A 24,592-nucleotide genomic window follows, 5' to 3' on the forward strand; every position below is an offset into this window, starting at 1 on the left:
CATCGGCAGTACTCAGCATTGCACCATCAATGCACCTGCAGAACAAGCCAATCTGGTAGTCAATTCCGATATCTGCATGGATGTGACAACACAACTCGATGGCTCATTAACGGAGCTAATTGCTCAGGGTATCGCTACCGTTAATCCGCCCATCACGCTGGCGACTAAATCTACTTTCTCCAGTCAGTCCGTCGCAGACTGCTTCAGCACGGCTGCTGACACCATCCACGACGCGTTTACTAATGAGGTATGGATCAAGCAGAATGGCACTTTTGTCAAAGTCAGCAATTAATTAGCAATTGATCAGCGTCAAATCAGCAAACGATATAGAAAGCTATCGGAATAAAGATAGCTTTCTATCCTAACCTTTTGCTGTAAGCTGCTACCTTTAGCCAATTCTCCTTAAGGTCCACAAAGGAGGATGTGTCAATGTTGAACGTGTTCCCAGCAATCCAGCGATGGTCACCCCTATCACACCGATCAGAATGCCGGCTAACCAAATCCAGGGGGTAAAAGTATAAGAAACATGCAAAGCATATTTGGCAATCACATGACCCAGCACGGTTGCGCCTGCAGAGGCAAATATCCCTACCAGGCCACCCAGTATGGCAAATTCAGCCGCCCAGGCACGAATCAGTTGCCTGCGTTTGGCACCCAGCGTGCGGAAAATCGCAGCCTCGTAAATGCGTTCATCTTGAGTAGCCGTAATGGCGGCATACAACACGATGAAACCAGCCAGCAAGGTAAATACGAATACGAATTCGATCGCGCTGGATACTTGCGCGATCATTTTCTGCACCTGTTCGATCACAGCCGCCACATCGATTACCAGCAAATTGGGGAAATTTCTGACCAACTCGTGCATGATACCGGTTTGTGAGGGTGGTAAGTAAAAACTGGTCACATAGTTAATCGGATAGGCTTCAAGCTGCCCAGGGCGCACCACCACAAAGAAATTGACCCGGAAGGTATCCCAGTCAACTTTGCGCAGACTGGTAATCGTTGCTGAAAACAGACTGCCAGCAATATCAAACGTTACCTGATCGCCCAGCTTGACTCCAATTGTTTCAGCAATTTCCTCCTCGATAGATAATTCATTCGCCAGCGCATCTTCACTCTGCCACCAACGCCCTGCCACAATCTCATTATCCGCTTGTAATTCATCCGCCCAGGATAAATTGAATTCACGGTTCAGCAACTGCTTCTTGCGTGTCTCAGTATCATCACTGATACGCACCGGTTGCTCATTGATAGCCACTAAACGGCCACGCACCATGGGATTCAAATCAGGTTGCCTCATGTCACGCTGGGCGAAAAACTCTGCCAGAGACTGCAACTGATCTGGCTGAATGTTAATCAGAAAACGGTTAGGCGTATTGGGTGGCAAGCTGGTCCGCCAATCTTTCAGTAAATCACCCTGAATCAGGGTAAGCACCAGCATGGCCATTAAACCTAACCCCAATGCAATTGCCTGCACCAGACTGGCGATCGTGCGCCGCCGGATATTGGCCAACCCATAACGCCAGGCATTGGCACCTTGCTGCCGCATGAGCAGCAATAGCTTGATCACCACCCAGCCAAGCAGTGCAAAAACCGCTACCGCTGCCAGAAATCCGAGCATCACCATAACGCCCAAACGTAGCTCACCCGCTTCCCATATGAATAAAAGAGATAATGCCAGCAGGCCAAACGCATAGCCCGCCAAACCATGGAGATTGGTCATGCCGCTATCGCGGCGTAACACCCGTAACGCCGGGACACGTCGTAAATTGAGCAGGGGGGGCAGGGAAAAGCCAAGCAGTAGCACCATTCCACTCAGCAACCCATGCACAGCAGGCAATCCACTTGGCAAAGGTAATGACGTTTCTACTATCCCTGCCAGCCAGCGCGATAAGAATTCTTGCGCGACAAAGCCCAGCAGGCAGCCGAGTCCACTGGCCAACAATCCCAAGGTGGCAAAGTGATATAGATAGAGACGTAATATCGTCGACTGGCTGGCTCCTAGGCAGCGCATGATTGCGCAGCCATCCAGATGGCGCTGGATAAAGCGGCGCACAGCCAGTGCCACGGCAGCGGCAGCGACCACCACACTCGCCAGCGCTGCCAGACTCAGAAATTTTTCTGCGCGCTCCAGCGCCGAACGAATTTCCGGGCGCGCATCGCGAATACCCTCGATGCGCTGGCCAGGAACAAGCTGTGTTTGTGCCCAGCTGCGAAATTCAGCAATCCGCTCTTCTTCCCCTGCAAGTAACAATTGATAAGTCACACGACTGCCCGGTTGAATCAGATCCGTTGCAGCCAGATCGGCTGCATTCATCAATAGTCTTGGTCCCAAATTGATAAAACCGACAGAGTAATCGGGTTCACGGGTAACCAATGCAGCGACAGTCATTTGCGTGGCGCCCACTGCCAGTTCCTCGCCAGGCATGATATCGAGTCCAGCCATCAATTTCTCATCGATCCATACCGTACCGGGGGAAGGAATACCCTGCGCTCCACGCGTTACCGGTTCCGTGATCGTTTCACTGGCATCATCAGCCAGACGTAATTCACCCCGCAGCGGATAACCAGGTGATACCGCTCTGATCTCAGCCAGTAGATTGTTTTCTTCCTTACTCGTCATACTCGGGAATTTGATCAAGGTAGCGGTCATTAACTCGAGTTGTTCAGCTTTATCCGCATAGTGTGCTGGCAAGGGACGATCGCCGATGATCAACAGATCGGCTCCCAGTAATCGGTTACTCTCTCTGGAAAGGGCAAGTTGCACCCGGTCAGCAAAAAAACCGACCGTGGTAATGCTGCTCACCGCAATCATCAGTGCCAGCACAAGAATGCGCAATTCACCCGCACGCCAGTCACGACGCAGCATACGTAAGGAGAGTCGAGAAAGATACATAAAGATCACTCCATCAAAAATTCTCTGCGTTATACCCAGGTTTTTTTTCCGGGCATCTCAGGAAGTCAGCATGCCAGATTGCTCGTTGATTTGAATTGGACCGCTTCCTGAAAATCGGTCGAGATAAAGGTAAATCACCGGTGTAATAAAAAGCGTAATCACTTGGGAAAATAATAAGCCACCGACTACTGCCAACCCCAACGGCTGCCGCAACTCCGCACCAGCGCCAAGACCCAAGGCAAGCGGCAGCGCACCCATCATGGCAGCCAGTGTCGTCATCATGATCGGGCGGAAACGCAGCAGGCAGGCAGTACGAATCGCTTGATAAGGTGGCAGTTGCTGCTCGCGCTGAGCGGCCAGCGCAAAATCGATCATCATGATGGCATTTTTTTTGACGATACCGATGAGCATTAAAATACCGATCATCGCAATGATGGAAAGCTCAATTTCGAATAACCACAAGATACCCAGTGCACCAGCGGCTGCAGAAGGAAGGCCGGAAAGAATGGTAATGGGATGAATGTAGCTTTCGTATAACGCCCCCAGTAATACGTAAATTACCAGCAATGCAGCCGCAATCAATGTCAGCTGGCTTGTTTGAGAAGACTGAAAAGCAGCCGCATCACCTGCAAACTGGGTCAAAATCGTGTCCGGCAGATTCATTTCCTGCTCAAATCGCTCGATCAGTTTAGCGGCATCCCCCAGCGCAGCGCCCGACGCAAGATTGAACGAGATCGTCAATGACTCAAGCTGTCCCACATGATTGATCGCCAGCGGCCCCATTTCACGCACTACTGTAGCCACACTCGATAACGGCACCAGCGCGCCATTTTTCGCACGCACATGAATATTGTCAAAAGCACTTTCATCAGTACGGTATTCCTCGTCAACTTGCAGAATAACCCGGTAACTGTCACTCGAAGTAAAAATGGTTGAAACCTGCCGCTCGCCAAAAGCGCTATAAAGTGCCGACCGGATCGCTGCGATTTCTACACCGAGTAAATTGGCTTTATCACGATCGAGCACGAGCCGCGCCTGCAGTCCTTTCAGTTTCAAGTCACTGGTCACATCCCGAAAAACCGTATGCTGCTGCATCCGTGACATCATGGCATCGGCAGTCACATAGAGATCCTCAGCGCGTACACTGCGCATCACGTACTGATAGCGGCTCTTGCTGGGCATACTGCCAAGCCTCAGATTTTGTGTGGGGACCATGAATATCTTAACACCCGGAATATCACGCACCGCCTGGCGCAGTATTTCCAGTGCTTTATTCATCGGGGGACGTTCACTATGCGGTTTAAGACCGATAAACATCCGGGCGTTATTGGCACCTTCTGTGAAAGTAATGCTGTTTTCGACAATGGGATTAGCTTCGATGATCTCGCTCGTTTGCTTTACCAGCCGGATCAAAGCTGAAAAAGAAATATCTTCTGCTGCTTCAATGGCAATCATGATGCGGCCCGTATCTTCTTCAGGAAAGAATCCTTTGGGCAGCACCATGAAAAGGATACCTGCAGCAAAAAAGGTGCTGATGGCAATAACCAACACGGTGCGCCGGTAACGCAAGGCCCAGTCGAGCAAATACGTGTAGGCTGCTAGTAAGCGATTGAATCCGCTTTCAAACCATTGTGTCAATTTCATGCTCCAACTTGCCGATGAATGCTGTGTCAAATAACGGCTTGCCATCATAGGAATGAGCGTCAGCGAAACAACCGCGGACATGAGCACTGCAATGCTGACGACCGCAGCAAATTCATGGAACAACATGCCGATCACACCCGGCATAAAAAAAAGTGGTATGAAAACTGCCACCAGTGAGATCGAGATCGATACAATGGTAAAGGTAATTTCTTTTGAGCCACGTAATGCAGCCTGCAACGGAGATAAACCCTGGTCGATATAGCGCACGATGTTCTCCAGCATCACAATGGCATCGTCTACCACCAATCCTACCGCAAGGGTAATGGCGAGCAATGAAATATTGTCGAGCGTATAGTCAAAAACGCGCATGAACGCCACCGTGCTCAGTAATGAGATAGGCAGTGATAGCGCCGGAATAAGCGTAACAGTGGGTTTACGCAAGAACAGAAACATGACCAGAATGACGAGCACCACTGTTAAACCGAACGTCATTTGCACATCAGAAATCGCATCCCGGATTGACTGGGAACGATCGAGATAAAACGCCAGTTGAACGGAAGCAGGTAATTGCGCGTTGATTGCAGGCAAGGCCGCCTTGACTGCATCAACAGTTGCCACGACATTTGCCCCGGGTTGTGCATAAACCAGCAGAATGATAGATGCTTGGCCATTTGTCCAGCTTGCGGTCTTGACTGACTCCACACTATCTTCAACCGTCGCTACCTCTGACAGTCTGACCGGATGACCGTTGGGCGTGGTAGCAATAATCAGTTCCGCAAAGGCATCAGCGTTAGCAAGCTGGCGATTGGCCTGAATGATTAGTGTTTGCCGGGGTCCGTCCAGCGTTCCTACGGGTGAATTGTCATTGGCTGTCCGCAATGCAGCTGCAATATCATCCACCGTTAAGTTACGTGCCGCTAACGCAAGTGGATTGACTTGCACTCGGACGGCATACTTTTTCTGACCATTGACACGTACTTCACCTATACCCGGCAACGTGGACAAGGTTGGCACAATCAGCTTATCAGCAAAGTTATTTAACTCCGGAAATGGTATCGTGTCAGATGCCAGCGAAAGGATTGTAATTGAAGTATCGGCTGGATTAACTTTCCGATAGGAAGGCATCGCTGTCATTTCGACCGGCAATGATTGTTGTGCCCGCAACAATGCCGCTTGCACATCCACAGCAGCACTATCCATATCACGATCCTGATTAAACTCCAGCGTGACGATGGTATTTCCTTGTGTACTGGTTGAGTTGATGACTGACAAACCAGCAATCGCTGAAAATTGACGCTCCAGCGGGGTGGCTACTGCCGATGCCATGGTATCTGGGCTCGCGCCCGGCAGTAAGGCATTAACAGTAATGGTCGGCGTATCAAAGCGAGGTAATGCTGCAATCGGAACACTGCCATAGGCAAGAAGGCCTGCAATAACGGCGGACAATGACAATAATATTGTCATCACAGGACGGCGTATACACAGTTCGGCCAGATTCATCATTCATTGCCTAAAGGAATTGAGAACTTCTCTTCTGCGAGCCAGATTTCAACCTGGCCTGAGTGGAATTGGACATTTGCCCGCAAGTATTTTCTGCGTTTACTCTACTACCGGCACGAAGATGCTGAGCGCCTTCAATCACCACGCACTGACCCAATTCTATTCCTTCTACCACAGCGATGCCCTCCTGGATCAACCTGACATTGACCGGCTGCGGCATCGCTTTATGATGTTCCTCAACCACAAAAAGAAATTGACCATCTGGTCCGGATTGCAGGGCCTGGACGGGAACAGTCAATACATCAGGCAATATAGTGGATATCAATGTGACGCTGGCAAACATGCCGGGCCAGAATTTCCCATCGGCATTAGCAAATTCTGCCTTCACCTGGATCGTGCCACTGGCAGTATCAACTGCACTATCGATGAAGACCACACGTCCTTCACGTTCTTGCTGATCGGCTAAGTTAAGCTGGGCACTCACTCTCACTTCCCCCTTGGCAAGGGCCTGCTTCAAGCTATCCAGTTCGCGCTCAGGCAGCACAAAGCTGATATAAATCGGGTCAATCTGCGTGATACTCACCAGCATGGTGGCTTCAGGTCGTACCAGACTGCCCGGATAAACCTGGATCGCACCGGTACGACCCGCAATCGGCGCAATAATCTCCCCATAGTCACGGGCAACACGATCTGCCTGGACTGCAGCCTGATCGAAACTCAGTTGATTCTGCAGCAAATCAACTTGATTTTCTGCCACATCGAGCGCTGCCTGAGAGATAAATTTTTTGTAAAATAATTCACGCTGACGATTGAACTGACGCTGCGCATTCTGTAATTCGACGCGTGTTTTAGCGAGCTGGGCAATCGATTTGGCCAGATTGGCTTCTTGCGCACGTGTATCCAGGGTGAACAAACGCTCGCCTTTCTTCACGAACTGGCCTTCCTTGATATGCACTGCTTTAATCGTAGCGGCGACCTGCGGGCGTACCTCAACTGTTTGCACGGCAGAGACTGTGCCTTTAGTTTTAAATTTAACTGGAACATCATGTTGCGCTACGGCAGCAGTCACTACAGGAATTGCATTGACCTCAGTTCGGGAGCGAGTTGCAGCAGGATCGGGCGTACGCAACAACCAGAAACCAGCTATCAGCCCAACAAGCACAAAACTGAAGACCAGCTTCAACCGTTTTCTGCCGGCCGCCGCTTTGGGAGAAATCGTCACTTCCAATGCCTTATTCCATCATTGCGCTATTAAAAAAGAATGAAATAGCCCGTCAGTCAACTATCCTGCCACTGGCCATGCGTATTCGCCGAGAGCAGCGGTTGGACAATGCCTCATCGTGGGTCACGAGCAGCAATGTTGTCCCTCGTTCACGATTCAACTCAAACATGAGCTCAATGATTTGGGCACCGGTAGCAAAATCGAGATTACCGGTCGGCTCATCAGCAAATAACATTTTGGGCTGAGTGACAAAAGCACGTGCAATCGCAACCCGTTGCTGCTCGCCCCCCGAAAGTTGCCTGGGATAGTGTTTTAACCGCATCCCTAGTCCGACGCGTTCAAGCAACGCCTGGGCAGATCGCCTGGCATCGTTTACGCCAGCAAGCTCCAATGGCAGCATCACATTCTCGATTGCCGTCAATGCGGGCAATAATTGAAATGATTGAAACATAAAACCAAGCAGTCTGCTACGTAAAGCTGCCCGCTCATCCTCATCCAACAGGAAAATATCCTCACCGTCCAAATAAACATGGCCACTGGTCGGAACATCCAGCCCTGCCAGCAGTCCTAGTAAGGTAGATTTGCCTGAACCAGAAGCACCTACGATAGCGATTGATTCACCTGCATTTACTTCCAGGTTGATATCCTGCAAAATCGTTAGTTGATTATCGCCAGTATTAACTTGTTTGGTCAGGGCGTTTGCTCGTACGATATGGTATGCCTGTTGCACGGCACGGTTAGTCATCATGAAAAATTTTTTAATCATTCTTTTTTTACTACTATTCAATATTGCTTCCTTACTGGCCGGACCTGTTTACGGGATGACAGTAATGATTCTTGGAGATAGTTTATCAACCGGTTACGGCTTGCCAGCAGAAGCTGGTTGGGTGAATCTGCTCAAGCAGCGGCTGCAAGCACTCTCCCCTCACTATCAAGTTATCAACGTCAGTATCAGCGGTGAAACAACTCTGGGTGGACGTAACCGTATCGAACAGGCACTTAAAACACATCAGCCGGATATCGTCATCATTGGACTGGGTGGCAACGATGGATTACGCGGCGCATCCATTCAATCCATCCACGATAACCTGGAAGCCATCATTCAAGCTTGTCAACGAAACAATGTCACGCCTTTGCTGGCTGGCATGCAATTACCGCCCAATTATGGCATAGCCTACACCCAAAAGTTCCGCAATATTTATCCCCAGCTCGCTGAACGCTATCAATTAAAACTGATCCCTTTTCTGCTAGCTGGATTTGGTGACAAGCGCGAATTTTTCCTGGCAGACGGTATTCATCCTGATATCCAAGCGCAAAAATTGATTACTGAAAATGTTTGGGAAGTGTTATATCCCGTACTGCAATCAAGCTACTCTTCCGCGCAGAAAAAAATACCAGCAGAACCTGCTGTCAATAACTGATCATAACAGAGGATGATTGCCATCCTCTGTCGGTATTGTGTCCTCATCCAGCCTGTGCAGGAAAACTGTCAGATCATCGCTCAGCGGCGCCTCCAGATGAATGTACTTACCTGTAGCTGGATGGATCAGATCGAAACTGCTCGCATGCAGAAACATACGTTTTAGGCTAAATCCCTGTTCGCCTTTCATCAACTGTTTATTCAGCGCAAAGTCACCGTATTTATTATCTCCTGCGATCGGAAACCCTAAATGCGCCAAATGAACCCGGATTTGATGAGTGCGACCGGTTTTCAATTCTGCTTCCAGCAAACTAAAATTTTGCCAATTTTTTTTCAAAATAAACACGGTATGGGAAGATAACTCTTTCCTATCCTCCCTTTTCCCTGAAACAACCGTCACACGCCGCTCGCCATCAGCAGTCACATATTTGTTAAGCGATAATTTCACGCTTTGCTTGGTGTTGCACCATTTACCCCTGACCAAAACACAATAGCGCTTCTGCACGCTTCCTTCTCGAATCTGCCGATGCACCTCGACCAGGGCGCTACGTTTTTTAGCAAGCAGCAACACGCCGGAGGTTTCCCGATCCAGGCGGTGCACCAGCTCCAGAAACTTCCAGTTCGGATAGCATATGCGTAATTGCTCAATCACACCATGACTTATGCCACTTCCACCATGCACGGCGATACCGGATGGCTTATTGATTGCCAGCAACCATTCATCTTCAAACAACACTTCGAAAGTGATAGGATGAGGCTTCGCCATCTTTCTAATATCTTGCACAGAGCAGCTCTGGGATATTCTGATCGGCGGAATACGTACTTTATCATTCTGCTGCAAACGGTAATCCGCATTGATACGCTTACTGTTGACGCGCACCTGACCGCTACGTAGAAGTTGATAGATATGGCTTTTAGGCACCCCTTTAAAACGCTTGAAGAAAAAATTGTCGATGCGCTGTCCATCGCTTTTTTCATCGATATTTTCTACACTGATCATATCTGGCATAATATTTTTGCCTAGCGTTTTAATTTTACCTATACTTTTCAATTGGAATTCCCATATATACCCACATATACTACACATCTCGTGTAGCCGATTACATGATGAACATGATTCCACTGGGTAATTATTAGCTCACTTGATAGTTTTGAAGTGTTGAAAAAATCAGCACTGATTTGGTTAATGTCGCTCACCACTCAAAGTAGCGATAGTAATAGATTTGCGCGCTCAAAGCACATATGAATTTTAGTTTCTGGTTTCGTAGTGCCCGTTGACGGGATAAACTTTGTCGAAACCCTGTATTAATTTAATTTCGTTCCTGTGTTCACTGAATGGAATACAGGAACCAAGATACAAGCTGGAAATTGGCCAATCTTCAAGGATAGGAAAAATTAAAAAGGTCTGAATAAGTGAATAAGAGAGACAAAGTGGGAAGTGTATGGCCCATTGGATCGGAGAAAACGAGCGAAGCGAGTTTCGTTAAAATGAGCAAAGCCAGTTTTCTTAAAACAAGCCAAACAAATTTTGGCACAACCCCGTATCAGCGAGTAGGTACATCAAAAGACAACACCCTGCAATGCGGCAATGCGCCATACCACGATAGCCACTCCACCCAGACTTTTCTTAATACCATGACCCAATTATCTGAACAATGAATTCTATTATGCATAAACGATAGGAAGCTACGCTGACGATATGCAGCGATCTGCCCGTGAATTGAGCGCGGGAGGCATAAAATGAAACGCATGTTATTCAATGCAACACAGCCAGAAGAGCTGCGTGTTGCGATTGTGGATGGACAAAAACTGATTGATCTCGATATTGAGACAGTTGGTAAAGAACAACGTAAAAGTAATATCTATAAAGCAGTTATTACCCGATTAGAACCCGGACTGGAAGCCGCCTTTGTTGATTATGGCGGAGATCGTCACGGTTTTTTGCCCTATAAGGAAATTGCTCCCACCTGCTTCGGCGAGAATGCAGACTTTCCGAGTCATCGTATACAAGGTTTACTCCGGGAAGGCCAGGAGTTAATCGTTCAGGTCGATAAAGACGAGCGCGGCACTAAAGGTGCCGCATTAACTACCTATATCTCCCTGGCAGGACGTTATCTCGTGTTGATGCCCAACAATCCGAATAGTGGCGGAATTTCCCGTCGTATCAGCGCAGAAGAACGGACAGAGCTGCGTGATGTTATCTCACACCTGCAGATCCCGCCTGGTATGAGCATTATTGCACGCACTGCCGGAATTGGCCGCAATGAAGAAGAATTACAGTGGGATTTAAACTATCTGACACAACTTTGGCGCGCGATTGAAGAAGCTGCCAAGAATCAAAGCGGTGTCTTTTTGATATATCAGGAAAGCAGTCTGGTCATCCGTGCCATTCGCGATTATTTCCATCACGAGATTGGTGAAATTCTGATCGATAATCCTGAGATTTATGAACAAGCATGCCAATTTATGGCTCACGTCATGCCAGATAACGTTGACCGGCTCAAACTGTATCAGGATGATGTACCATTATTTTCCCGTTTCCAAATCGAACATCAGATAGAAACAGCCTACTCTCGACAAGTCTCTCTGCCTTCAGGCGGGGCAATCGTTATCGACCATACCGAAGCGCTTGTATCCATTGACGTCAATTCGGCCCGTGCCATTCGCGGCACTGATATTGAAAATACTGCGCTCAATACTAATCTAGAAGCTGCGGACGAAGTTGCCCGGCAACTCCGTTTACGAGATCTAGGCGGGCTGGTTGTTATTGATTTCATTGACATGGAAATCGCTCGCAATCAGCGGGAAGTAGAATCGCGTTTACATGAAGCACTGCATCTTGATCGCGCACGCGTTCAGGTAGGAAAAATCTCACGTTTTGGCCTATTGGAGTTATCGCGGCAACGCCTGCGCCCCTCTCTGGGAGAAAGCAACTATATCACCTGCCCACGTTGTCATGGAACAGGACATATACGCGGTACCGATTCATCTGCCCTGCATATTCTCAGAATTATCCAGGAAGAAGCCATGAAAGAACATACCAGTGCACTGCATGTGCAACTGCCTGTCGATGTAGCTACTTTCCTGCTAAACGAAAAACGTTCTGATATTCATAATATCGAAGCGCGCCTAAAAGTTAGTATTATCCTTATTCCCAATATCTATCTGGAAACGCCAAATTACAAAATTAGCCGGCTGCGCCATGAGGATATCAAATCAACTGAAATGCAGGCAAGTTATGAGATGGTGGAAAAAGTTGCGGAGGAAATTATGCTCCCCTCGACAACCCAGGAAGCCAAACCAACACGTCCCCAGGCAGCAGTCAAAGGAATCACGCCTATGCAACCTGCCCCCGTACGTGAAGAAAAACCTCGCGAACAAGCCTCATTTCTGGATAAATTCTTCGGCTGGTTCAGACCAACCAATCATGAACACACGCAAGAAGAACATATAGCAGGCAATCATAAAGAAAGATCCCAACGTCACGAGCGAGGTCGGGGACGGCGTGATCGCAGCCGAAGCGGGCGCAGTAAAGAAATGTTGGCGCATGAACAACGCAAACGTCATGATCTTAATGAACCGTTACATGAGTCACTCCATGAAATAACTGGCGCTCTGCTTCAGGAACAAATTACCCCTGGGCACAATGGAGAACATGTCCAGAAAAACCGTGACAGCCAATCTGCTCGAAGAAAACAGGCTCGTCCATCGCGTGAAGAAAAAATACTCCTCACTGAAACAGAATTACCAACAGAAGAAGTGATTCCGGCAATTGAAGCACCTCATGCACAAGTAGAAGAGCGGGTACGTTCCCGCCGGCGGCGTGGCGGACGTCAACGTGACCGCACAGAACGCTCTCGTGCTAATAGCGTGACTGAAACTGAAGATATCGCCTCCTTCGTACAAGCTGAGCCTGAATCCCATTTTTATGCGCAAGCAGAAACTCAGAAACTTCTGACTTTTAAGGCAGAAAATACAGCATCAGAGATGAGCGAAGCCAGTCAACAAACTGAATCAGCAGATCATGCGCCTGATCTTTTACCAGCATCCTCTACTGCCCCGTTTGACTTATCATTAGAACGCGCCCCGGCTCCAGCAGAACATGAACCACCTGCCTCCTCGCCCACTCCACCTCAACCATCTGAACCACGCGCGGTTATCGAATTACCGGATTTAACCAAAAGTGGCTTAGTCATGATCGAGACTGCTCCAGATAAAGTTTCTGAAATAGTAGAAGAATTCAATCCTCCCAGGAGACCACGACACAGGCCAGTGGCTTTAAAAACGATTGAATCTGAGCCTATGATACAGATAGAGACCAAAGATTAATTTATTGTAGAAGAAAGGGATGAGCAATAATCCCTTTCTTTCAAAGAAATCAGAACACGTTGTCAAAGGGTGGTAATGTAATCATCTCGAACTTTCACCGAACTTTCACATGAGTGGTAACAAATTTGACTGTCTAATGAATCCAATTTCTGTTGTCATTTTAGAATCGGTGATTACGTGTCGGTTTTGTGGCCATAAAGAAGCAGAAACAATGACAACAACTGCATGCCGGTGGTTTTACGACTGCAAGGTTTGTGGCGCGTTGCTCCAGCCGAAGCCAGGTGACTGCTGTGTATTCTGTTCATACGGCTCTGTGCCGTGCCCGTCGATTCAAGAAGAGAAACATTCATGCTGCTTCTCGCGATCAGACTAACTTGCGTATCGCTCTGGCGCCATCACCTTGAGGTAGGAAAGCAGCATTTCTTCCAGAAATAGTCTGGCGTTAAGCGGATGGCGCGATAATTGCTGGGTGGTGATCAAGTTGCGCCAGAATCGGGCAAGCTGTACCGGATCAACCGTTGCCACAAGTTTCTTTATGATTTTTTCCTGCTGCAGATGGTAGCGAATTTTTCCTGTCATGCGATAACTCATCAGATCATAGCACCACTTTTGCAGCCAGCTGACAATATCCGGCAAATCCAGCTTATGTAGCTTACCAGCCAGAGAAATAGGATCAAAGCTATCCGGCAAGCTGACTTGCCGGATAAAATCGGTGTACAAGGCAAAATAATCATCACGGCTGAACACTACTGCCTGCAATGGTGAGGCGCTTGCCAAAGCCAGGCACAGATCGGGATGTTTAACTCCCTGCTGCGTTAGCCAGTTGCGCACAGCAGCAACATCAGGGACAGGTAGGGTAATTTGCCGGCAACGACTGCGAACCGTTGGCAGCAGCTCCTGTGATCGATGCGCCACCAGTATGAACAGAACATTGGGTGGCGGTTCTTCAAGTTTTTTTAACAACGCATTGGCTGCTGCTATATTCATAGCTTCTGCCGGATGAATCAGAACCACCTTGATGCTATCCTGATGACCAGAAAGATAGACAAAATCATCCAGCGTCCGCACCTGTTCGATAGTAATGTACTGACTGGGCTTCTTCCGGGATCTGGCAGTGTCTGTATCCTGATTGTCTGTGCTGCTGCGCCCAGGATTCGCTTCGCCCGATGGCTCGATACATGCTGCTGGCACCATTAAGTAAAAATTAGGATGTATTTCCTGTTCGAACCATCTGCAGCTTGTACACAGTCCACACGCTGCCTGTTCTGCCGTTACCCGCTGACACAATAAAGACTTGGCAAGATAACGTGCAAAAGCAAGTTTGCCTATTCCTTTTCTGCCTTTCAGCAGCAAAGCATGTGTATTCGAAGCAGCCGTGCTTCTGATTTGTTGCCAGATGGCATGTTGCCAAGGGTAGAGTTCGTTCATTTCCTGATACGCTATGATGCTCAATTAAACAATACTTCCTGCACGATGCATTCCAATGCAGCTGCTACAACATGCAACGGCTGGCTTGCATCGATCAAATGAATTCTTTCGGGAAATTGCTGAGCCCGCTGTAAATAGGCTGCACGTACCTGCCGAAAAAACTCATCCTGCTCCTGCTCAAAACGGTCGGCTGCTTTAACCAATTGGACACGCTGTCTAGCCGTTTCTATGGGCACATCGAAATACAGCGTCAGGTCAGGCTGGAATGAACCCTGTACCCATTGTTCCAGTATCTGCAATTTATCAGAAGAAACGCCTCTGCCACCGCCCTGATAAGCAAAACTCGCATCGGTGAAGCGATCCGAAATGACCCAATCCCCTCTATTGAGTGAAGGCAAGATGATTTTATCCAAATGCTCCCGTCGTGCAGCAAACATCAACAATGTTTCCGTTTCGGCATGCATGCGCTGACGAGGATCCAACAACAAAGCACGCAGCTGTTCCCCAAAAGCAGTACCGCCCGGCTCACGCGTTGTCACGACATCGATTCCCTTGCTGTTCAAAAAATTCTCCAGCCAGGTCAAATGGGTGCTTTTGCCTGCACCGTCAATCCCTTCCAAAGTGATAAATTTTCCCTGTTGCATGCGTGACCCTGCTTAACTATCATTCATGAATAAACGCAACTGAACTAGCTTTGCATTATTATATCTGCCCACCCGCTTAAATATCGCCACCAGAATAAAACGAGTATATGAAGATCAATGCTGCCGGCTACCTTGAGAATGCGCGTTTCATTCCTTCACCTAACTATGATGAGCGTCCGCCAACATGCGCCATCAGTCTACTGGTAATCCACAATATCAGCCTGCCGCCGGATGAGTTTGGCGGCAATGGTGTGATCGAGTTATTCACCAACCAGCTTGATCCAGCAACGCATGCCTACTATCAACCATTGCGCGGTCTCAAAGTTTCCGCCCATTTTTTCATCCGCCGTAACGGAGAAATCATCCAGTTTGTCCCTTGCACGCTGCGCGCCTGGCATGCTGGTATCTCCTGCTGGCAAGGCAGAAACCGTTGCAATGATTACTCCATCGGAATCGAACTTGAAGGCAGCGATATGCTGCCCTTTGAACTCATCCAGTACGACAAGCTCATTGCGCTTACATCAGCTTTACTCACAGCCTATCCTATTCGCGATATTGTAGGGCACGCTGATATTGCTCCCAACCGCAAAACAGACCCGGGCCCTTATTTCGATTGGAAACGCTATCGCCAGGGATTCTCTAGCGATGATATTCGCCAGAACGCTCAGGTTGATAGGTGACTTCCACGATGCGTACGCGTAATACCCCCCCGCCTGGCTTTGGCCACTCGATTTCATCCCCTTGAGAAAGACCAAGCAGCGCACTACCAACAGGTGCAAGGATTGAAATCTTGCTTCCGCTAGCGTCGATGTCTCTAGGATAGACCAATGTTAATTCAAATTCTTCAGACGAAGATTCCACTCTAAACCTTACCGTCGAATTCATGGTCACCACGGTAGGTGGAACATCCATAGGATCGACTACTTCTGCTCGCATCAGTTCAGCCTCTAATTCATCCTTACCCGGAAAAGCATTGCTGGGTAATGAATCAACAAGCCTCTCCAGTCTCTCCGCATCGAGCGTTGAGATGATAATTTTTGGTCTGGTTTTCATTTTCACTCTCTTAAATTTTGATCAATACAGCTTATCCCAACAATGAAAGAAGATAGGGGGGAAGAAGCGCAAAACAAGCGTATCCCCCTATCGGAACATGCAGCAGATTTCTGATAAAACGGCGTTTTATCGAAACTTTGTTTTAACGAAACTTCCTTTTCACAGATTTTCAGTACGATAATTGGCAATCAGTCTAAATTCACTGCCCGGTTGTATCGTGACGCTATCCGTTGCTGCATTGGTGGTTTCAACGCACAGCAGGCGCAAATAATCGTCATCCTGCAAATCGCCCATCTCTGCTGAGATTTTTGCCCATGGATTCCACACTACTGCCGTCTGACTGCCTTGGGAAGTGATTCGAATCTGGCGTTTCAAGGCGGCATCATAAATCACAAGATCATTCAACACATCCAAATAAATACGATCTACTTCCGCATTGACAGTCACAGCGCCTGATTGTGTTTTCTGCTGCCCCCCGTCGACTTTGTCGATGTATCGCCTCCCCTCCAGTCCCGAAATACGAATTTGATGAATATCGCCCACACTGAAATAGGTATGGAAAGCTTGCGTGATGATCAATGCCTGATCGCCGGTATTGCGCGTTACCAGCGCCAGATTCAGCGTCTCACCCACAGTAATTTCCAGTCGCAGGATAAAGGCATGCGGCCACATGGCCCGTGTCTCTGGCGTGTCCGTCAACCCTAATACTACTTGGATATCACCATTGGCAGCCACGGCCGTTTCGATCACATCCCACATGCGGTTACGCACAAAACCATGTGCCGGACGATCTTTTCCTTCGGGATCAGGACCAAACCATGGCCAGCAAATCGGCACCCCTCCTTTGATCGCCTTTCCTGCCTGATAATAGGCTTTCTCGCTGAGAAACAGCAGATCATCCGTTTTACCCGCAGAGCAAAAAGAAAGTACCTGACCTGCGTAGACCGAAATCAGTGCATGAGCTTTGGCATGATTGACGCGAATAAATGGAAAACCACCTTGCCCTTCAATAAACTCAACTCGACCGGCAATGCCATGATCTCTGCTTAATTGTTCAATACTCATTTTTTACCTTATTTTTTGTCGCGATAAGGTTGGAATGATAAACTCAAATCAAGATAAATCATAACCATTCAAAATTCTGCTGTAGGGAGGGAGGGTTTAAATAAGCAATGGATGGGAATATAGTACAAGATTCAACAAACAAAATGTCACTGCAACTGCACTATTAACCGCTTATGCGAGTCCACTCTACGTTTAAGGAGCCACTTACATGACCCATACCCTGTTCAACTCGCTCAAAACATTGCAACTTCCTGATGGCAAAACCATCCAGTTTTATTCCTTGCCGGCACTGGAAGAAGCCGGTCTTGGCAAGATTTCACGATTACCTGTCTCAATCCGTATTGTATTGGAATCGGTATTGCGCAATTACGATGATAAAAAGATTACCGAAACCCATGTCCGGCAGCTGGCTGGCTGGCAACCGAATGTCACCCGCACACATGAAATTCCTTTCGTGGTCGCACGCATCGTCTTACAAGACTTTACTGGCGTGCCACTGCTGGTCGACCTGGCTGCCATGCGCAGCGCTGCAGAAAGGCTAGGCAAAGATCCCAGGCGCATTGAGCCTCTGGTGCCAGTTGATCTGGTGGTCGACCATTCGGTGCAAGTCGATTACTATGGTGATAAGGATGCACTAATGCGTAACATGGAAATGGAGTTTCACCGCAATAAAGAGCGCTATCAGTTCATCAAGTGGGGGATGCAGGCATTCGATACTTTCAAGGTCGTTCCGCCCGGCATTGGCATCGTGCATCAAGTCAATCTGGAATACCTGGCGCGCGGTGTCCACCAAAAAAATGACCTGATTTATCCCGACACGTTGGTCGGGACTGATTCTCACACCACCATGATCAACAGTATCGGTGTGGTAGGTTGGGGTGTAGGTGGAATTGAAGCGGAAGCAGGCATGCTGGGGCAACCAGTTTATTTCCTCACTCCCGATGTAGTCGGCGTCAACCTGACCGGCCAATTGCGCGAAGGTGTGACCGCCACCGATCTGGTCTTGACCGTCACTGAAATGCTGCGTAAAGCGAAAGTAGTCGGTAAATTCGTGGAATTTTTTGGTGAAGGTGCTGCCTCGCTCAGCTTGCCCGATCGCGCCACCATCGCCAACATGGCACCTGAATATGGCGCCACCATGGGGTTTTTCCCGGTCGACGACGCCACCCTCCAGTATTTCAGAAACACTGGCCGCACCCCTGAGGAAATCAATGCGTTTACAGCGTATTTCAAAGCGCAGGAACTCTATGGCATGCCGCGCAAGGGAGACATTGACTACAGCCAGGAACTGCAACTCGATCTGAGCACAATCGTACCTTCACTGGCTGGACCAAAGCGCCCGCAGGACCGCATCGCACTTAACGATCTCAAATCAACCTTTACTGAGCTGTTCAGCAAACCCGTGGCTGAAAATGGCTATGGCAAGTCAGCGGAAGAGCTTATGCGCGCTTATACCACCCGCGATGTCAGTTGCCCAAATAACGAGGTATGTGTCACTAGTCCGATCGAGGTATGTGTCACTAATCCGATCAATCAGGATACAGCCAACCTACCGCCTGGTTCTGACAGAAACGTGGTCGAACTGGTCAACAATCGCCCTACCCAGAATACTGTCAAAATCATGCCTTCTACTGGCTTGAGCAAACCAGTTGAACTGCGTCATGGCGATGTCCTGATCGCTGCGATCACGTCTTGTACTAATACGTCCAATCCGACAGTATTGCTCGCTGCCGGATTACTTGCTAAAAAAGCGGTTGAAAAAGGCCTGAGTGTCAAACATCACATCAAGACTTCCCTTGCGCCGGGATCGCGCGTGGTGACGGAATACCTGACCGCAGCCGGGCTGCTGCCCTACCTGGAGCAGCTCGGTTTCAGTCTGGCAGGCTACGGCTGCACTACCTGCATCGGCAACTCTGGCCCACTGCCAGAGCTCATCGAAGAATGTGTCGTCAAGGAAGACCTCATCTGTTCAGCCGTTCTGTCTGGCAACCGGAATTTCGAGGCGAGAATACACGCCAATATCCGCGCCAACTTTCTGGCTTCTCCACCGCTGGTGGTGGCTTATGCCATCGCTGGCACCGCGTTGAAAGATCTCACCACCGAGCCCCTCGGTTTGGGTAAGGACAATCAGCCGGTCTGGTTGCGCGATATCTGGCCAAGCAGCACGGAAATCGAATCGCTGATGAAATTCGCTACCCAGGCGGATACCTTCCGCCGGCTCTATAGCGATTTCACCCAGGATCATCCGCTCTGGAACAATATCACTTCAGTCAGCGGCAAACTGTATAACTGGCCTGATTCCACCTATATCGCCGAACCGCCTTTCTTCCAGGATTTTTCACTGCAACCGGCACCTGCCAGCAAACCTGGCGGTATCCGCGGCGCACGGGCTTTAGCGGTCTTCGGCGACTCGGTCACGACCGATCACATCAGTCCAGCTGGCTCTATCAAGGAAACCTCGCCCACAGGCAAATATCTGCTTGCCAACCAGGTCAGTAAAACCGATTTCAACAGCTATGGTTCCCGCCGCGGTAACCATCAAGTCATGATGCGCGGCACCTTTGCCAATGTACGCATCAAAAACCTAATGATTCCGGGCAGTGAAGGTGGTATAACATTGTTCCGTAGCAATGGTGCTGCTGATGGCGAACAAATGCCGATTTACGATGCTGCCATGAAGTATAGCGCTCAGAATATTCCCACCATCGTTTTTGCCGGCAAAGAATATGGCACCGGTTCAAGCCGGGACTGGGCAGCCAAGGGCACTCAATTGCTGGGCGTCAAGGCTGTCATCGCAGAAAGCTACGAACGTATCCACCGCAGCAACCTGGTCGGCATGGGCGTGCTGCCATTGCAGTTCAAAGGCAACGATAACGTACAATCCCTCGACATCAAAGGCAATGAGCAATTCGATATTCTTGGTATTGACACCATCCATCCTCAACAGGAAGTGATGCTTGTCATTCATGGCAAAAATGGTCAGCATCGTGAAATTCCGCTACTGTGCCGCATCGATACCGCAATCGAAGTTGATTATTACCGGCATGGCGGCATTCTGCCCTATGTACTCAGAAAGTTGATGAACAGCTAAAAAGCACTTTCTCAGGAGTGTGTTTGTAAATACTCCTGAGAATTCTAATTTGCCCGTTTGCTATCATGCCTCCCAGACATGCACTTCGGGTGTAATCCCTGCCTCACGTGCGGCCTTGCAAAACTCCCGGTTGAAAGTATGCATGACAACGGTAGAGCCACATACTGCCAAGTGCAAAGCATCAGCAAAATCAGCGCCGCATTGATACCAACTCAAGGCGCGGCTGACCGCAAGCGAATTTTCCACTTCGGTATTCTCGGTTTGCAATAGTAATTGGAGAAATTCATGAATCTGTTCACGGGAAAATTTATAGACGCAACGCAGCACCCACTCGGTTTCGAGTAACACTGTACGTGAAATCCAGGCATGGCGTGTTCTGAGCAGGCTTTCGACAATTTCTGCTTGCGCTGGATGGTCATTGACAACTAGCCGCACCAGCATATTGGTATCAAAAGCAATCATCGGCTACGTTGCTCCAATTGATTCCAATCTACAGTAGAACCGGTTTGCTGGCAAAGCTCTTCCGTTGAGATTGGAGGACCGTCATATTTTAAAAATCCTCGCAGATCCTCTAGGCGAAGTTTTTTTACTGCCGGTTTAGATTTCAGCAGTATACCGGATTCAGTCATTTCGATAATTAGCTGTTGCCCAGTTCCCCAATGCAACTTATCCCGCACTTCTTTAGGTATCACAATCTGCCCTTCCCTTGATAGGGTAATAGTGGCGGTTGTCATGACGCTCCTCCAGTAAGACAATAATAAGACTCATTATTGAGCGATTTGATTTACAGTGCAAGTACTCTGACTAATCTTTGCCCCCCTTTTACAATAGGCTGACCTATGAAATGATTTCATTGATATAAAAATAGAAAGTGCTAAATTGCCATTGGCTGCTCGGACAACAGACATCATTGAGAGTCGCCAAGAAGTGTATCCGTTGACTGTTTCTCGGCAATCTGCAAAGCACGCCGCAATTGCCAGGCAAAAGATGAACGGCTGAAAGCCCAGAATGGCGCAAGAGGCAAACCAGCTTCTCTTAAAGAATACGCTGCATACTGATGGCAAGTATGAAAAGCATGGTAAGAACGTTCTGCAGGATAAAATAAAGATGAGCCGGAAACAGCTACAGGTCTCTGTTCCGTCACTGTATTGTCAAGATGATGGCGCAACCGGTGATAACCTTCTTCGCTCACATAAAAAATGAAAAGATCAGAGGGAGGTTGTTGTGTGCGCTCCGCCCATACCTGATCATACCAACCGATCTCGACGACCCCCTCTGTCGGCCAGAAGAGTGCCCGCATGACACCCATCAGCCCCCTCTTTCCTTCCAGATACCAGGCACGCTCAGCATACCCCCACTCTTCAAAGCGCTGCTGGTAAAACGTAGTCCGTGAATGGCTGAGGAAAGCAGAAGAACGAGGAGGTTGCTGCGCATCATGCTGTGCATTACGCTCTGACAGTTCATCACCTTGGGGAAAAGCGATCATCGCATGCCATGAATCAAGTGAAACATAAATGGTTCGCACGACGGCATCTGGCGACGGCGGCCACAAATCTCCGACTGGCGAAGCACAACCCGAAAGCAGTCCATTCATAGCAAAGTACCATGCCATGACCCGACCTGCGCGCTTAATCGAAGTGGCCGCAAATACCTGAAAATGGGTATAAAAGAATAAATAATCTTTCACTTAAAACTGCAATGTGCTCAAAACCTAATTCAAATTTCAAAGTGGTAGAAATGCTCAAGGAGTAAGATTATAGCCAGCCATTATAGCCATCGCCTAAATAATTTCATTGCATCTGATGAACCAAGGCATTAAAGTATGGATCAAGTAGTCATCTTGAAGCGACCATCAATCAACCTGAGAATTGGCAGACAGAAAATGAACATACTCATTACTGGCGCAACAGGATTCATAGGCCGGCACCTGCTACAGCGCCTAAAACAAGACCATCACACGATCAAAGTACTCAGCCGCAATGGCGCGCGCGCAAGCCAGATGCTGGGTGTACCGGCCTTTGACTGGAACTATGCCATAGAGGAGGCGCCACCTGAAGCACTGGAAAATACCCAGATTATCATCCACCTGATGGGAGAAAATCTAGGCAGCGGCCGCTGGACTGGCAAACGTAAGCGTGAAATTTATGAATCACGCATTATCAGCGCCCGCAAACTGGTGGCAGCGGCTCCTGCTAATCTAGAATGCTTTGTTTGTGCATCGGCTATCGGCATCTACCCAGGTGAAGGCGATGAGGTATATGATGAATCCTATGTAGTGCCAGCCCAAGTAAATTTCATGCAGACCATCTGCCGCGACTGGGAGATGGAAGCCGCGAAAATCGAAAGCAAGGGTGTGCGCCGGGTCAGCATCCGGACGGGAGTGGTGTTAGGCGATGGCGGCATGCTGGACAAGCTTCTGCCAATATTCAAGTTAGGGCTGGGCGGACCTGTCGGTCATGGTCGCCAGTGGCTGCCATGGGTGCATATTGATGACCTGGTTTCGGTATACCAGACCGCAGTATTGGATTCGCGCTATCAGGGCCCGGTAAATACGGTTGCACCCGGCCCGGTACGATACCGTGAATTCGCCACTGCTCTGGGCAAGGCGCTGCACCGGCCAGCATTCTTCCCTACCCCGGCTTTTATCTTGAAACTGGCATTGGGTGAAGCTGCAGCGTTGGCGCTAAACAGCTATCACATCATGCCCACAAAATTAATCCAGGAATATCAATTTAAATTCAAATTTGCGGATTTGCCAGCGGCGTTGGAAGATTTATTCATAGAAAGGTAAATACCAAGCACATCTCAGTAATGACACCGCTGCCCGTTTTCTGGTTCCGGTGCGACCTGTGGCTGGAAGACAATACGGAACTCTTTCAGGCCTTAGCATGCGGACGGCCTGTTCTGCCCATTTTCATTTTTAACCTATTTATTCTGGATAGCCTGCCTCATGACGATGCCCGTGTCACGTTCACTTACGATATCTTATGAATAATTCGAACCCGTCTGCAAACGCAGATTAGCAGTTCACTTGCGCTCTATCATGGAACGTCGCTTGATGTATTTGATCGCATCTTGCGGTCATACCCTGTTGCCGCGTATACCAACCATGATTATGAACCTGTTCTATTTGAGAAAAATGAGATTACTAGGGATGAAGGCGGCCCCTATGCGATTTACACGCCTTATATGCATAAATGGAAAGCCATACAGCATCATACAGCGCTTATAATTATCCCAGCGAAACCAAATTGATGAATATGATCAGGCAATCACATTTGCCTGATCTATCGCTGGCTGACATTGGTTTTAAGTGGTCAACTATCGCCATACTCCCCTACCGACTCGACAACGAGTTACTGCAGCAGTATGAGCGAGACAGAAATTTCCCTGCCATAGCAGGCGCTTCACGGCTGGTCCTCATCTACGCTTTGGTACGGTAAGCATTCGCAAAATTTTCCAGGTAGCGCAGCCAATTGTGAAGCCTTCTGCAATGAGTTGATCTGGCGTGAGTTTTTCAGCCAGATTCTGTGGCATTTTCCCATACCCGGAATAAAAGTTTTAAATCAACGCATGCGTCAACTCAATGCAAGCGGTTTATGCACAACCGCATGCGCATGATCACAGCCAGCTTTTTATGCAAACATCTGTTAATCGACTGGCGCTGGAGTGAAGCTTATTTTGCAGAAAAGTTATTGGATTATGAAATGGCAAGCAATGTCGGCGATTGGCAGTGGATAGCAGGATGTGGCGCTACTGCCGCCCCCTATTTCCGAATCTTCAGTCCCGTCACTCAAATCAAAAAATTTGATAAAAATTTTGACTATATCCACCATTGGATAAAGGATTTGCATGCCTCTGCTTATCCTAGACCAATCGTCGATCATGTCTTCGCACGCGAGCGCTGTCTGAAAATTTACCGGCAGGCCATTGATTGACGAGGACTCAAAATTAAGTCCAAGAATACATCTCAAAGCGCACCTTTATCATGAATGAGGTAAGCACTTTCAACCGGCACGACCCACACCACACCATCATGCGGTAGACCTGTTTGGCATTCCCGCACGATGAGGTCCACGATGATATCTACCAGATGATCATTCACTAACGCCATCACCAGAATCTTGTCGGTGAAATCGGTTAATTCTTCACGCACTGTTTGATGCTGCTGGCTGATGGCCGTGGAAAACCCCTCACCTTTGCATACCACTAAACTGAAAAATTCAGGTATGTCATGCAAGGCATTACGTAATTGACTTAGACGCGATGGACGAATAATGGCGCGAATTTCTTTCATAAT

At 48.5% G+C, this 24,592-nt stretch carries 23 protein-coding genes and 1 pseudogene; 11 read left to right on the forward strand and 13 right to left on the reverse strand.

Features of this window, described 5'->3' with window-relative positions; all coding sequences use genetic code 11:
* Positions 1 to 292, forward strand: a pseudogene (locus J5I83_RS12085) (hypothetical protein); the annotation flags it as partial.
* 96 nt (positions 293 to 388) lie between these two features.
* Here the strand turns inward: J5I83_RS12085 and J5I83_RS12090 are convergent.
* From J5I83_RS12090 to J5I83_RS12105, 4 genes are read right to left on the reverse strand one after another with little or no spacing between them, the layout of a single operon-like run.
* A complete protein-coding gene (locus J5I83_RS12090; RefSeq protein WP_304056414.1) occupies positions 389 to 2,896 on the reverse strand; it encodes an ABC transporter permease in 2,508 nt (835 codons plus the stop codon).
* A 57-nt stretch (positions 2,897 to 2,953) separates the two neighbouring features.
* Positions 2,954 to 6,040, reverse strand: a complete 3,087-nt coding sequence (locus J5I83_RS12095; protein WP_304056416.1) for an efflux RND transporter permease subunit — start codon at positions 6,038 to 6,040, stop codon at positions 2,954 to 2,956.
* Between the two features lie 10 nt (positions 6,041 to 6,050).
* Positions 6,051 to 7,262, reverse strand: a complete 1,212-nt coding sequence (locus J5I83_RS12100; RefSeq protein ID WP_304056488.1) for an efflux RND transporter periplasmic adaptor subunit — start codon at positions 7,260 to 7,262, stop codon at positions 6,051 to 6,053.
* A 52-nt stretch (positions 7,263 to 7,314) separates the two neighbouring features.
* A complete protein-coding gene (locus tag J5I83_RS12105) occupies positions 7,315 to 8,010 on the reverse strand; it encodes an ABC transporter ATP-binding protein (RefSeq protein WP_304056418.1) in 696 nt (231 codons plus the stop codon).
* On the opposite strand from J5I83_RS12105, the gene J5I83_RS12110 reads away from it, so the two are divergent.
* The gene (locus tag J5I83_RS12110) at positions 8,009 to 8,683 is read left to right on the forward strand and encodes an arylesterase (protein WP_304056420.1); all 675 of its coding nucleotides are present in this window, start codon (positions 8,009 to 8,011) and stop codon (positions 8,681 to 8,683) included. The two genes, J5I83_RS12105 and J5I83_RS12110, sit on opposite strands and share 2 nt — an antisense overlap.
* Here the strand turns inward: J5I83_RS12110 and J5I83_RS12115 are convergent, their stop codons facing one another.
* Positions 8,684 to 9,691: an RluA family pseudouridine synthase gene (locus J5I83_RS12115; protein WP_304056421.1), complete on the reverse strand. Its 1,008-nt coding sequence runs from the start codon at positions 9,689 to 9,691 to the stop codon at positions 8,684 to 8,686.
* Between the two features lie 404 nt (positions 9,692 to 10,095).
* On the opposite strand from J5I83_RS12115, the gene J5I83_RS12120 reads away from it, so the two are divergent.
* The 3 genes from J5I83_RS12120 (at position 10,096) to J5I83_RS12130 (ending at position 13,384) form a co-directional block, all read left to right on the forward strand.
* Positions 10,096 to 10,341 (forward strand): hypothetical protein, encoded by a 246-nt coding sequence (locus J5I83_RS12120; RefSeq protein WP_304056423.1) that lies wholly within the window; start codon positions 10,096 to 10,098, stop codon positions 10,339 to 10,341.
* Positions 10,342 to 10,422: 81 nt separating this feature from the next.
* On the forward strand, positions 10,423 to 13,011 hold the full coding sequence (locus J5I83_RS12125; protein ID WP_304056424.1) for an Rne/Rng family ribonuclease: 2,589 nt from the start codon (positions 10,423 to 10,425) through the stop codon (positions 13,009 to 13,011).
* A 145-nt stretch (positions 13,012 to 13,156) separates the two neighbouring features.
* A complete protein-coding gene (locus tag J5I83_RS12130) occupies positions 13,157 to 13,384 on the forward strand; it encodes a GDCCVxC domain-containing (seleno)protein (RefSeq protein WP_304056491.1) in 228 nt (75 codons plus the stop codon).
* Here J5I83_RS12130 and holB read toward each other — a convergent pair.
* Positions 13,381 to 14,463, reverse strand: coding sequence for a DNA polymerase III subunit delta' (gene holB, locus J5I83_RS12135; RefSeq protein ID WP_304056426.1), 1,083 nt, complete (start codon positions 14,461 to 14,463; stop codon positions 13,381 to 13,383). The two genes, J5I83_RS12130 and holB, sit on opposite strands and share 4 nt — an antisense overlap.
* Entirely contained in the window at positions 14,460 to 15,083 is a 624-nt protein-coding gene (tmk, locus tag J5I83_RS12140) for a dTMP kinase (protein ID WP_304056428.1), read from the reverse strand. Before tmk ends, holB begins: the two co-directional genes overlap by 4 nt.
* A gap of 107 nt (positions 15,084 to 15,190) precedes the next feature.
* Between tmk and ampD the strand changes: the two genes are divergently transcribed.
* Positions 15,191 to 15,763: a 1,6-anhydro-N-acetylmuramyl-L-alanine amidase AmpD gene (gene ampD / locus J5I83_RS12145; protein WP_304056430.1), complete on the forward strand. Its 573-nt coding sequence runs from the start codon at positions 15,191 to 15,193 to the stop codon at positions 15,761 to 15,763.
* Here ampD and rnk read toward each other — a convergent pair.
* Both rnk and J5I83_RS12155 read right to left on the reverse strand, forming a co-directional pair.
* Positions 15,723 to 16,136 (reverse strand): nucleoside diphosphate kinase regulator, encoded by a 414-nt coding sequence (gene rnk / locus J5I83_RS12150; protein ID WP_304056432.1) that lies wholly within the window; start codon positions 16,134 to 16,136, stop codon positions 15,723 to 15,725. The two genes, ampD and rnk, sit on opposite strands and share 41 nt — an antisense overlap.
* Before the next feature lie 159 nt (positions 16,137 to 16,295).
* On the reverse strand, positions 16,296 to 17,201 hold the full coding sequence (locus tag J5I83_RS12155; RefSeq protein WP_304056434.1) for a D-hexose-6-phosphate mutarotase: 906 nt from the start codon (positions 17,199 to 17,201) through the stop codon (positions 16,296 to 16,298).
* A 208-nt stretch (positions 17,202 to 17,409) separates the two neighbouring features.
* On the opposite strand from J5I83_RS12155, the gene J5I83_RS12160 reads away from it, so the two are divergent.
* Positions 17,410 to 20,292 (forward strand): aconitate hydratase, encoded by a 2,883-nt coding sequence (locus J5I83_RS12160; RefSeq protein ID WP_304056436.1) that lies wholly within the window; start codon positions 17,410 to 17,412, stop codon positions 20,290 to 20,292.
* Between the two features lie 63 nt (positions 20,293 to 20,355).
* Here the strand turns inward: J5I83_RS12160 and J5I83_RS12165 are convergent, their stop codons facing one another.
* From J5I83_RS12165 to J5I83_RS12175, 3 genes are all read right to left on the reverse strand, one after another.
* The gene (locus J5I83_RS12165; protein ID WP_304056438.1) at positions 20,356 to 20,754 is read right to left on the reverse strand and encodes a type II toxin-antitoxin system VapC family toxin; all 399 of its coding nucleotides are present in this window, start codon (positions 20,752 to 20,754) and stop codon (positions 20,356 to 20,358) included.
* Positions 20,751 to 21,026: an AbrB/MazE/SpoVT family DNA-binding domain-containing protein gene (locus J5I83_RS12170; protein ID WP_304056440.1), complete on the reverse strand. Its 276-nt coding sequence runs from the start codon at positions 21,024 to 21,026 to the stop codon at positions 20,751 to 20,753. Before J5I83_RS12170 ends, J5I83_RS12165 begins: the two co-directional genes overlap by 4 nt.
* Positions 21,027 to 21,199: 173 nt before the next feature.
* The gene (locus J5I83_RS12175) at positions 21,200 to 21,979 is read right to left on the reverse strand and encodes a DUF2459 domain-containing protein (RefSeq protein WP_304056442.1); all 780 of its coding nucleotides are present in this window, start codon (positions 21,977 to 21,979) and stop codon (positions 21,200 to 21,202) included.
* Positions 21,980 to 22,174: 195 nt separating this feature from the next.
* On the opposite strand from J5I83_RS12175, the gene J5I83_RS12180 reads away from it, so the two are divergent.
* The 4 genes from J5I83_RS12180 (at position 22,175) to J5I83_RS12195 (ending at position 24,230) form a co-directional block, all read left to right on the forward strand.
* A complete protein-coding gene (locus J5I83_RS12180) occupies positions 22,175 to 23,083 on the forward strand; it encodes a TIGR01777 family oxidoreductase (RefSeq protein WP_304056443.1) in 909 nt (302 codons plus the stop codon).
* Between the two features lie 20 nt (positions 23,084 to 23,103).
* The gene (locus J5I83_RS12185; protein ID WP_304056445.1) at positions 23,104 to 23,283 is read left to right on the forward strand and encodes a deoxyribodipyrimidine photo-lyase; all 180 of its coding nucleotides are present in this window, start codon (positions 23,104 to 23,106) and stop codon (positions 23,281 to 23,283) included.
* Between the two features lie 269 nt (positions 23,284 to 23,552).
* The gene (locus tag J5I83_RS12190) at positions 23,553 to 23,735 is read left to right on the forward strand and encodes a hypothetical protein (RefSeq protein WP_304056446.1); all 183 of its coding nucleotides are present in this window, start codon (positions 23,553 to 23,555) and stop codon (positions 23,733 to 23,735) included.
* Positions 23,736 to 23,903: 168 nt separating this feature from the next.
* Positions 23,904 to 24,230 carry an FAD-binding domain-containing protein gene (locus tag J5I83_RS12195; protein WP_304056447.1) on the forward strand — a complete coding sequence of 109 codons (327 nt, stop codon included), beginning with the start codon at positions 23,904 to 23,906 and terminating at the stop codon, positions 24,228 to 24,230.
* Positions 24,231 to 24,262: 32 nt separating this feature from the next.
* Here J5I83_RS12195 and J5I83_RS12200 read toward each other — a convergent pair whose 3' ends face one another.
* A complete protein-coding gene (locus J5I83_RS12200) occupies positions 24,263 to 24,589 on the reverse strand; it encodes a P-II family nitrogen regulator (RefSeq protein ID WP_304056448.1) in 327 nt (108 codons plus the stop codon).
* Positions 24,590 to 24,592 lie beyond the last annotated feature (3 nt).

The organism is Nitrosomonas communis, assembly GCF_024102715.1.
In the GTDB taxonomy this organism is placed as follows: Bacteria; Pseudomonadota; Gammaproteobacteria; order Burkholderiales; family Nitrosomonadaceae; genus Nitrosomonas; species Nitrosomonas communis_B.

What these genes read in the sequence shown, in the direction of transcription:
- J5I83_RS12195 (WP_304056447.1), top strand. Translation starts at nt 23,904, where the DNA reads ATGCGCATGATCACAGCCAGCTTTTTATGCAAACATCTGTTAATCGAC.
- rnk (WP_304056432.1), bottom strand. Translation starts at nt 16,136, where the DNA reads ATGAAAACCAGACCAAAAATTATCATCTCAACGCTCGATGCGGAGAGA.
- J5I83_RS12165 (WP_304056438.1), bottom strand. Translation starts at nt 20,754, where the DNA reads ATGATTGCTTTTGATACCAATATGCTGGTGCGGCTAGTTGTCAATGAC.
- J5I83_RS12190 (WP_304056446.1), top strand. Translation starts at nt 23,553, where the DNA reads ATGATCAGGCAATCACATTTGCCTGATCTATCGCTGGCTGACATTGGT.
- J5I83_RS12125 (WP_304056424.1), top strand. Translation starts at nt 10,423, where the DNA reads ATGAAACGCATGTTATTCAATGCAACACAGCCAGAAGAGCTGCGTGTT.
- J5I83_RS12180 (WP_304056443.1), top strand. Translation starts at nt 22,175, where the DNA reads ATGAACATACTCATTACTGGCGCAACAGGATTCATAGGCCGGCACCTG.
- ampD (WP_304056430.1), top strand. Translation starts at nt 15,191, where the DNA reads ATGAAGATCAATGCTGCCGGCTACCTTGAGAATGCGCGTTTCATTCCT.
- J5I83_RS12155 (WP_304056434.1), bottom strand. Translation starts at nt 17,201, where the DNA reads ATGAGTATTGAACAATTAAGCAGAGATCATGGCATTGCCGGTCGAGTT.
- J5I83_RS12115 (WP_304056421.1), bottom strand. Translation starts at nt 9,691, where the DNA reads ATGCCAGATATGATCAGTGTAGAAAATATCGATGAAAAAAGCGATGGA.
- J5I83_RS12090 (WP_304056414.1), bottom strand. Translation starts at nt 2,896, where the DNA reads ATGTATCTTTCTCGACTCTCCTTACGTATGCTGCGTCGTGACTGGCGT.
- J5I83_RS12160 (WP_304056436.1), top strand. Translation starts at nt 17,410, where the DNA reads ATGACCCATACCCTGTTCAACTCGCTCAAAACATTGCAACTTCCTGAT.
- J5I83_RS12105 (WP_304056418.1), bottom strand. Translation starts at nt 8,010, where the DNA reads ATGATGACTAACCGTGCCGTGCAACAGGCATACCATATCGTACGAGCA.
- J5I83_RS12170 (WP_304056440.1), bottom strand. Translation starts at nt 21,026, where the DNA reads ATGACAACCGCCACTATTACCCTATCAAGGGAAGGGCAGATTGTGATA.
- J5I83_RS12110 (WP_304056420.1), top strand. Translation starts at nt 8,009, where the DNA reads ATGAAAAATTTTTTAATCATTCTTTTTTTACTACTATTCAATATTGCT.
- J5I83_RS12200 (WP_304056448.1), bottom strand. Translation starts at nt 24,589, where the DNA reads ATGAAAGAAATTCGCGCCATTATTCGTCCATCGCGTCTAAGTCAATTA.
- tmk (WP_304056428.1), bottom strand. Translation starts at nt 15,083, where the DNA reads ATGCAACAGGGAAAATTTATCACTTTGGAAGGGATTGACGGTGCAGGC.
- J5I83_RS12095 (WP_304056416.1), bottom strand. Translation starts at nt 6,040, where the DNA reads ATGAATCTGGCCGAACTGTGTATACGCCGTCCTGTGATGACAATATTA.
- J5I83_RS12185 (WP_304056445.1), top strand. Translation starts at nt 23,104, where the DNA reads ATGACACCGCTGCCCGTTTTCTGGTTCCGGTGCGACCTGTGGCTGGAA.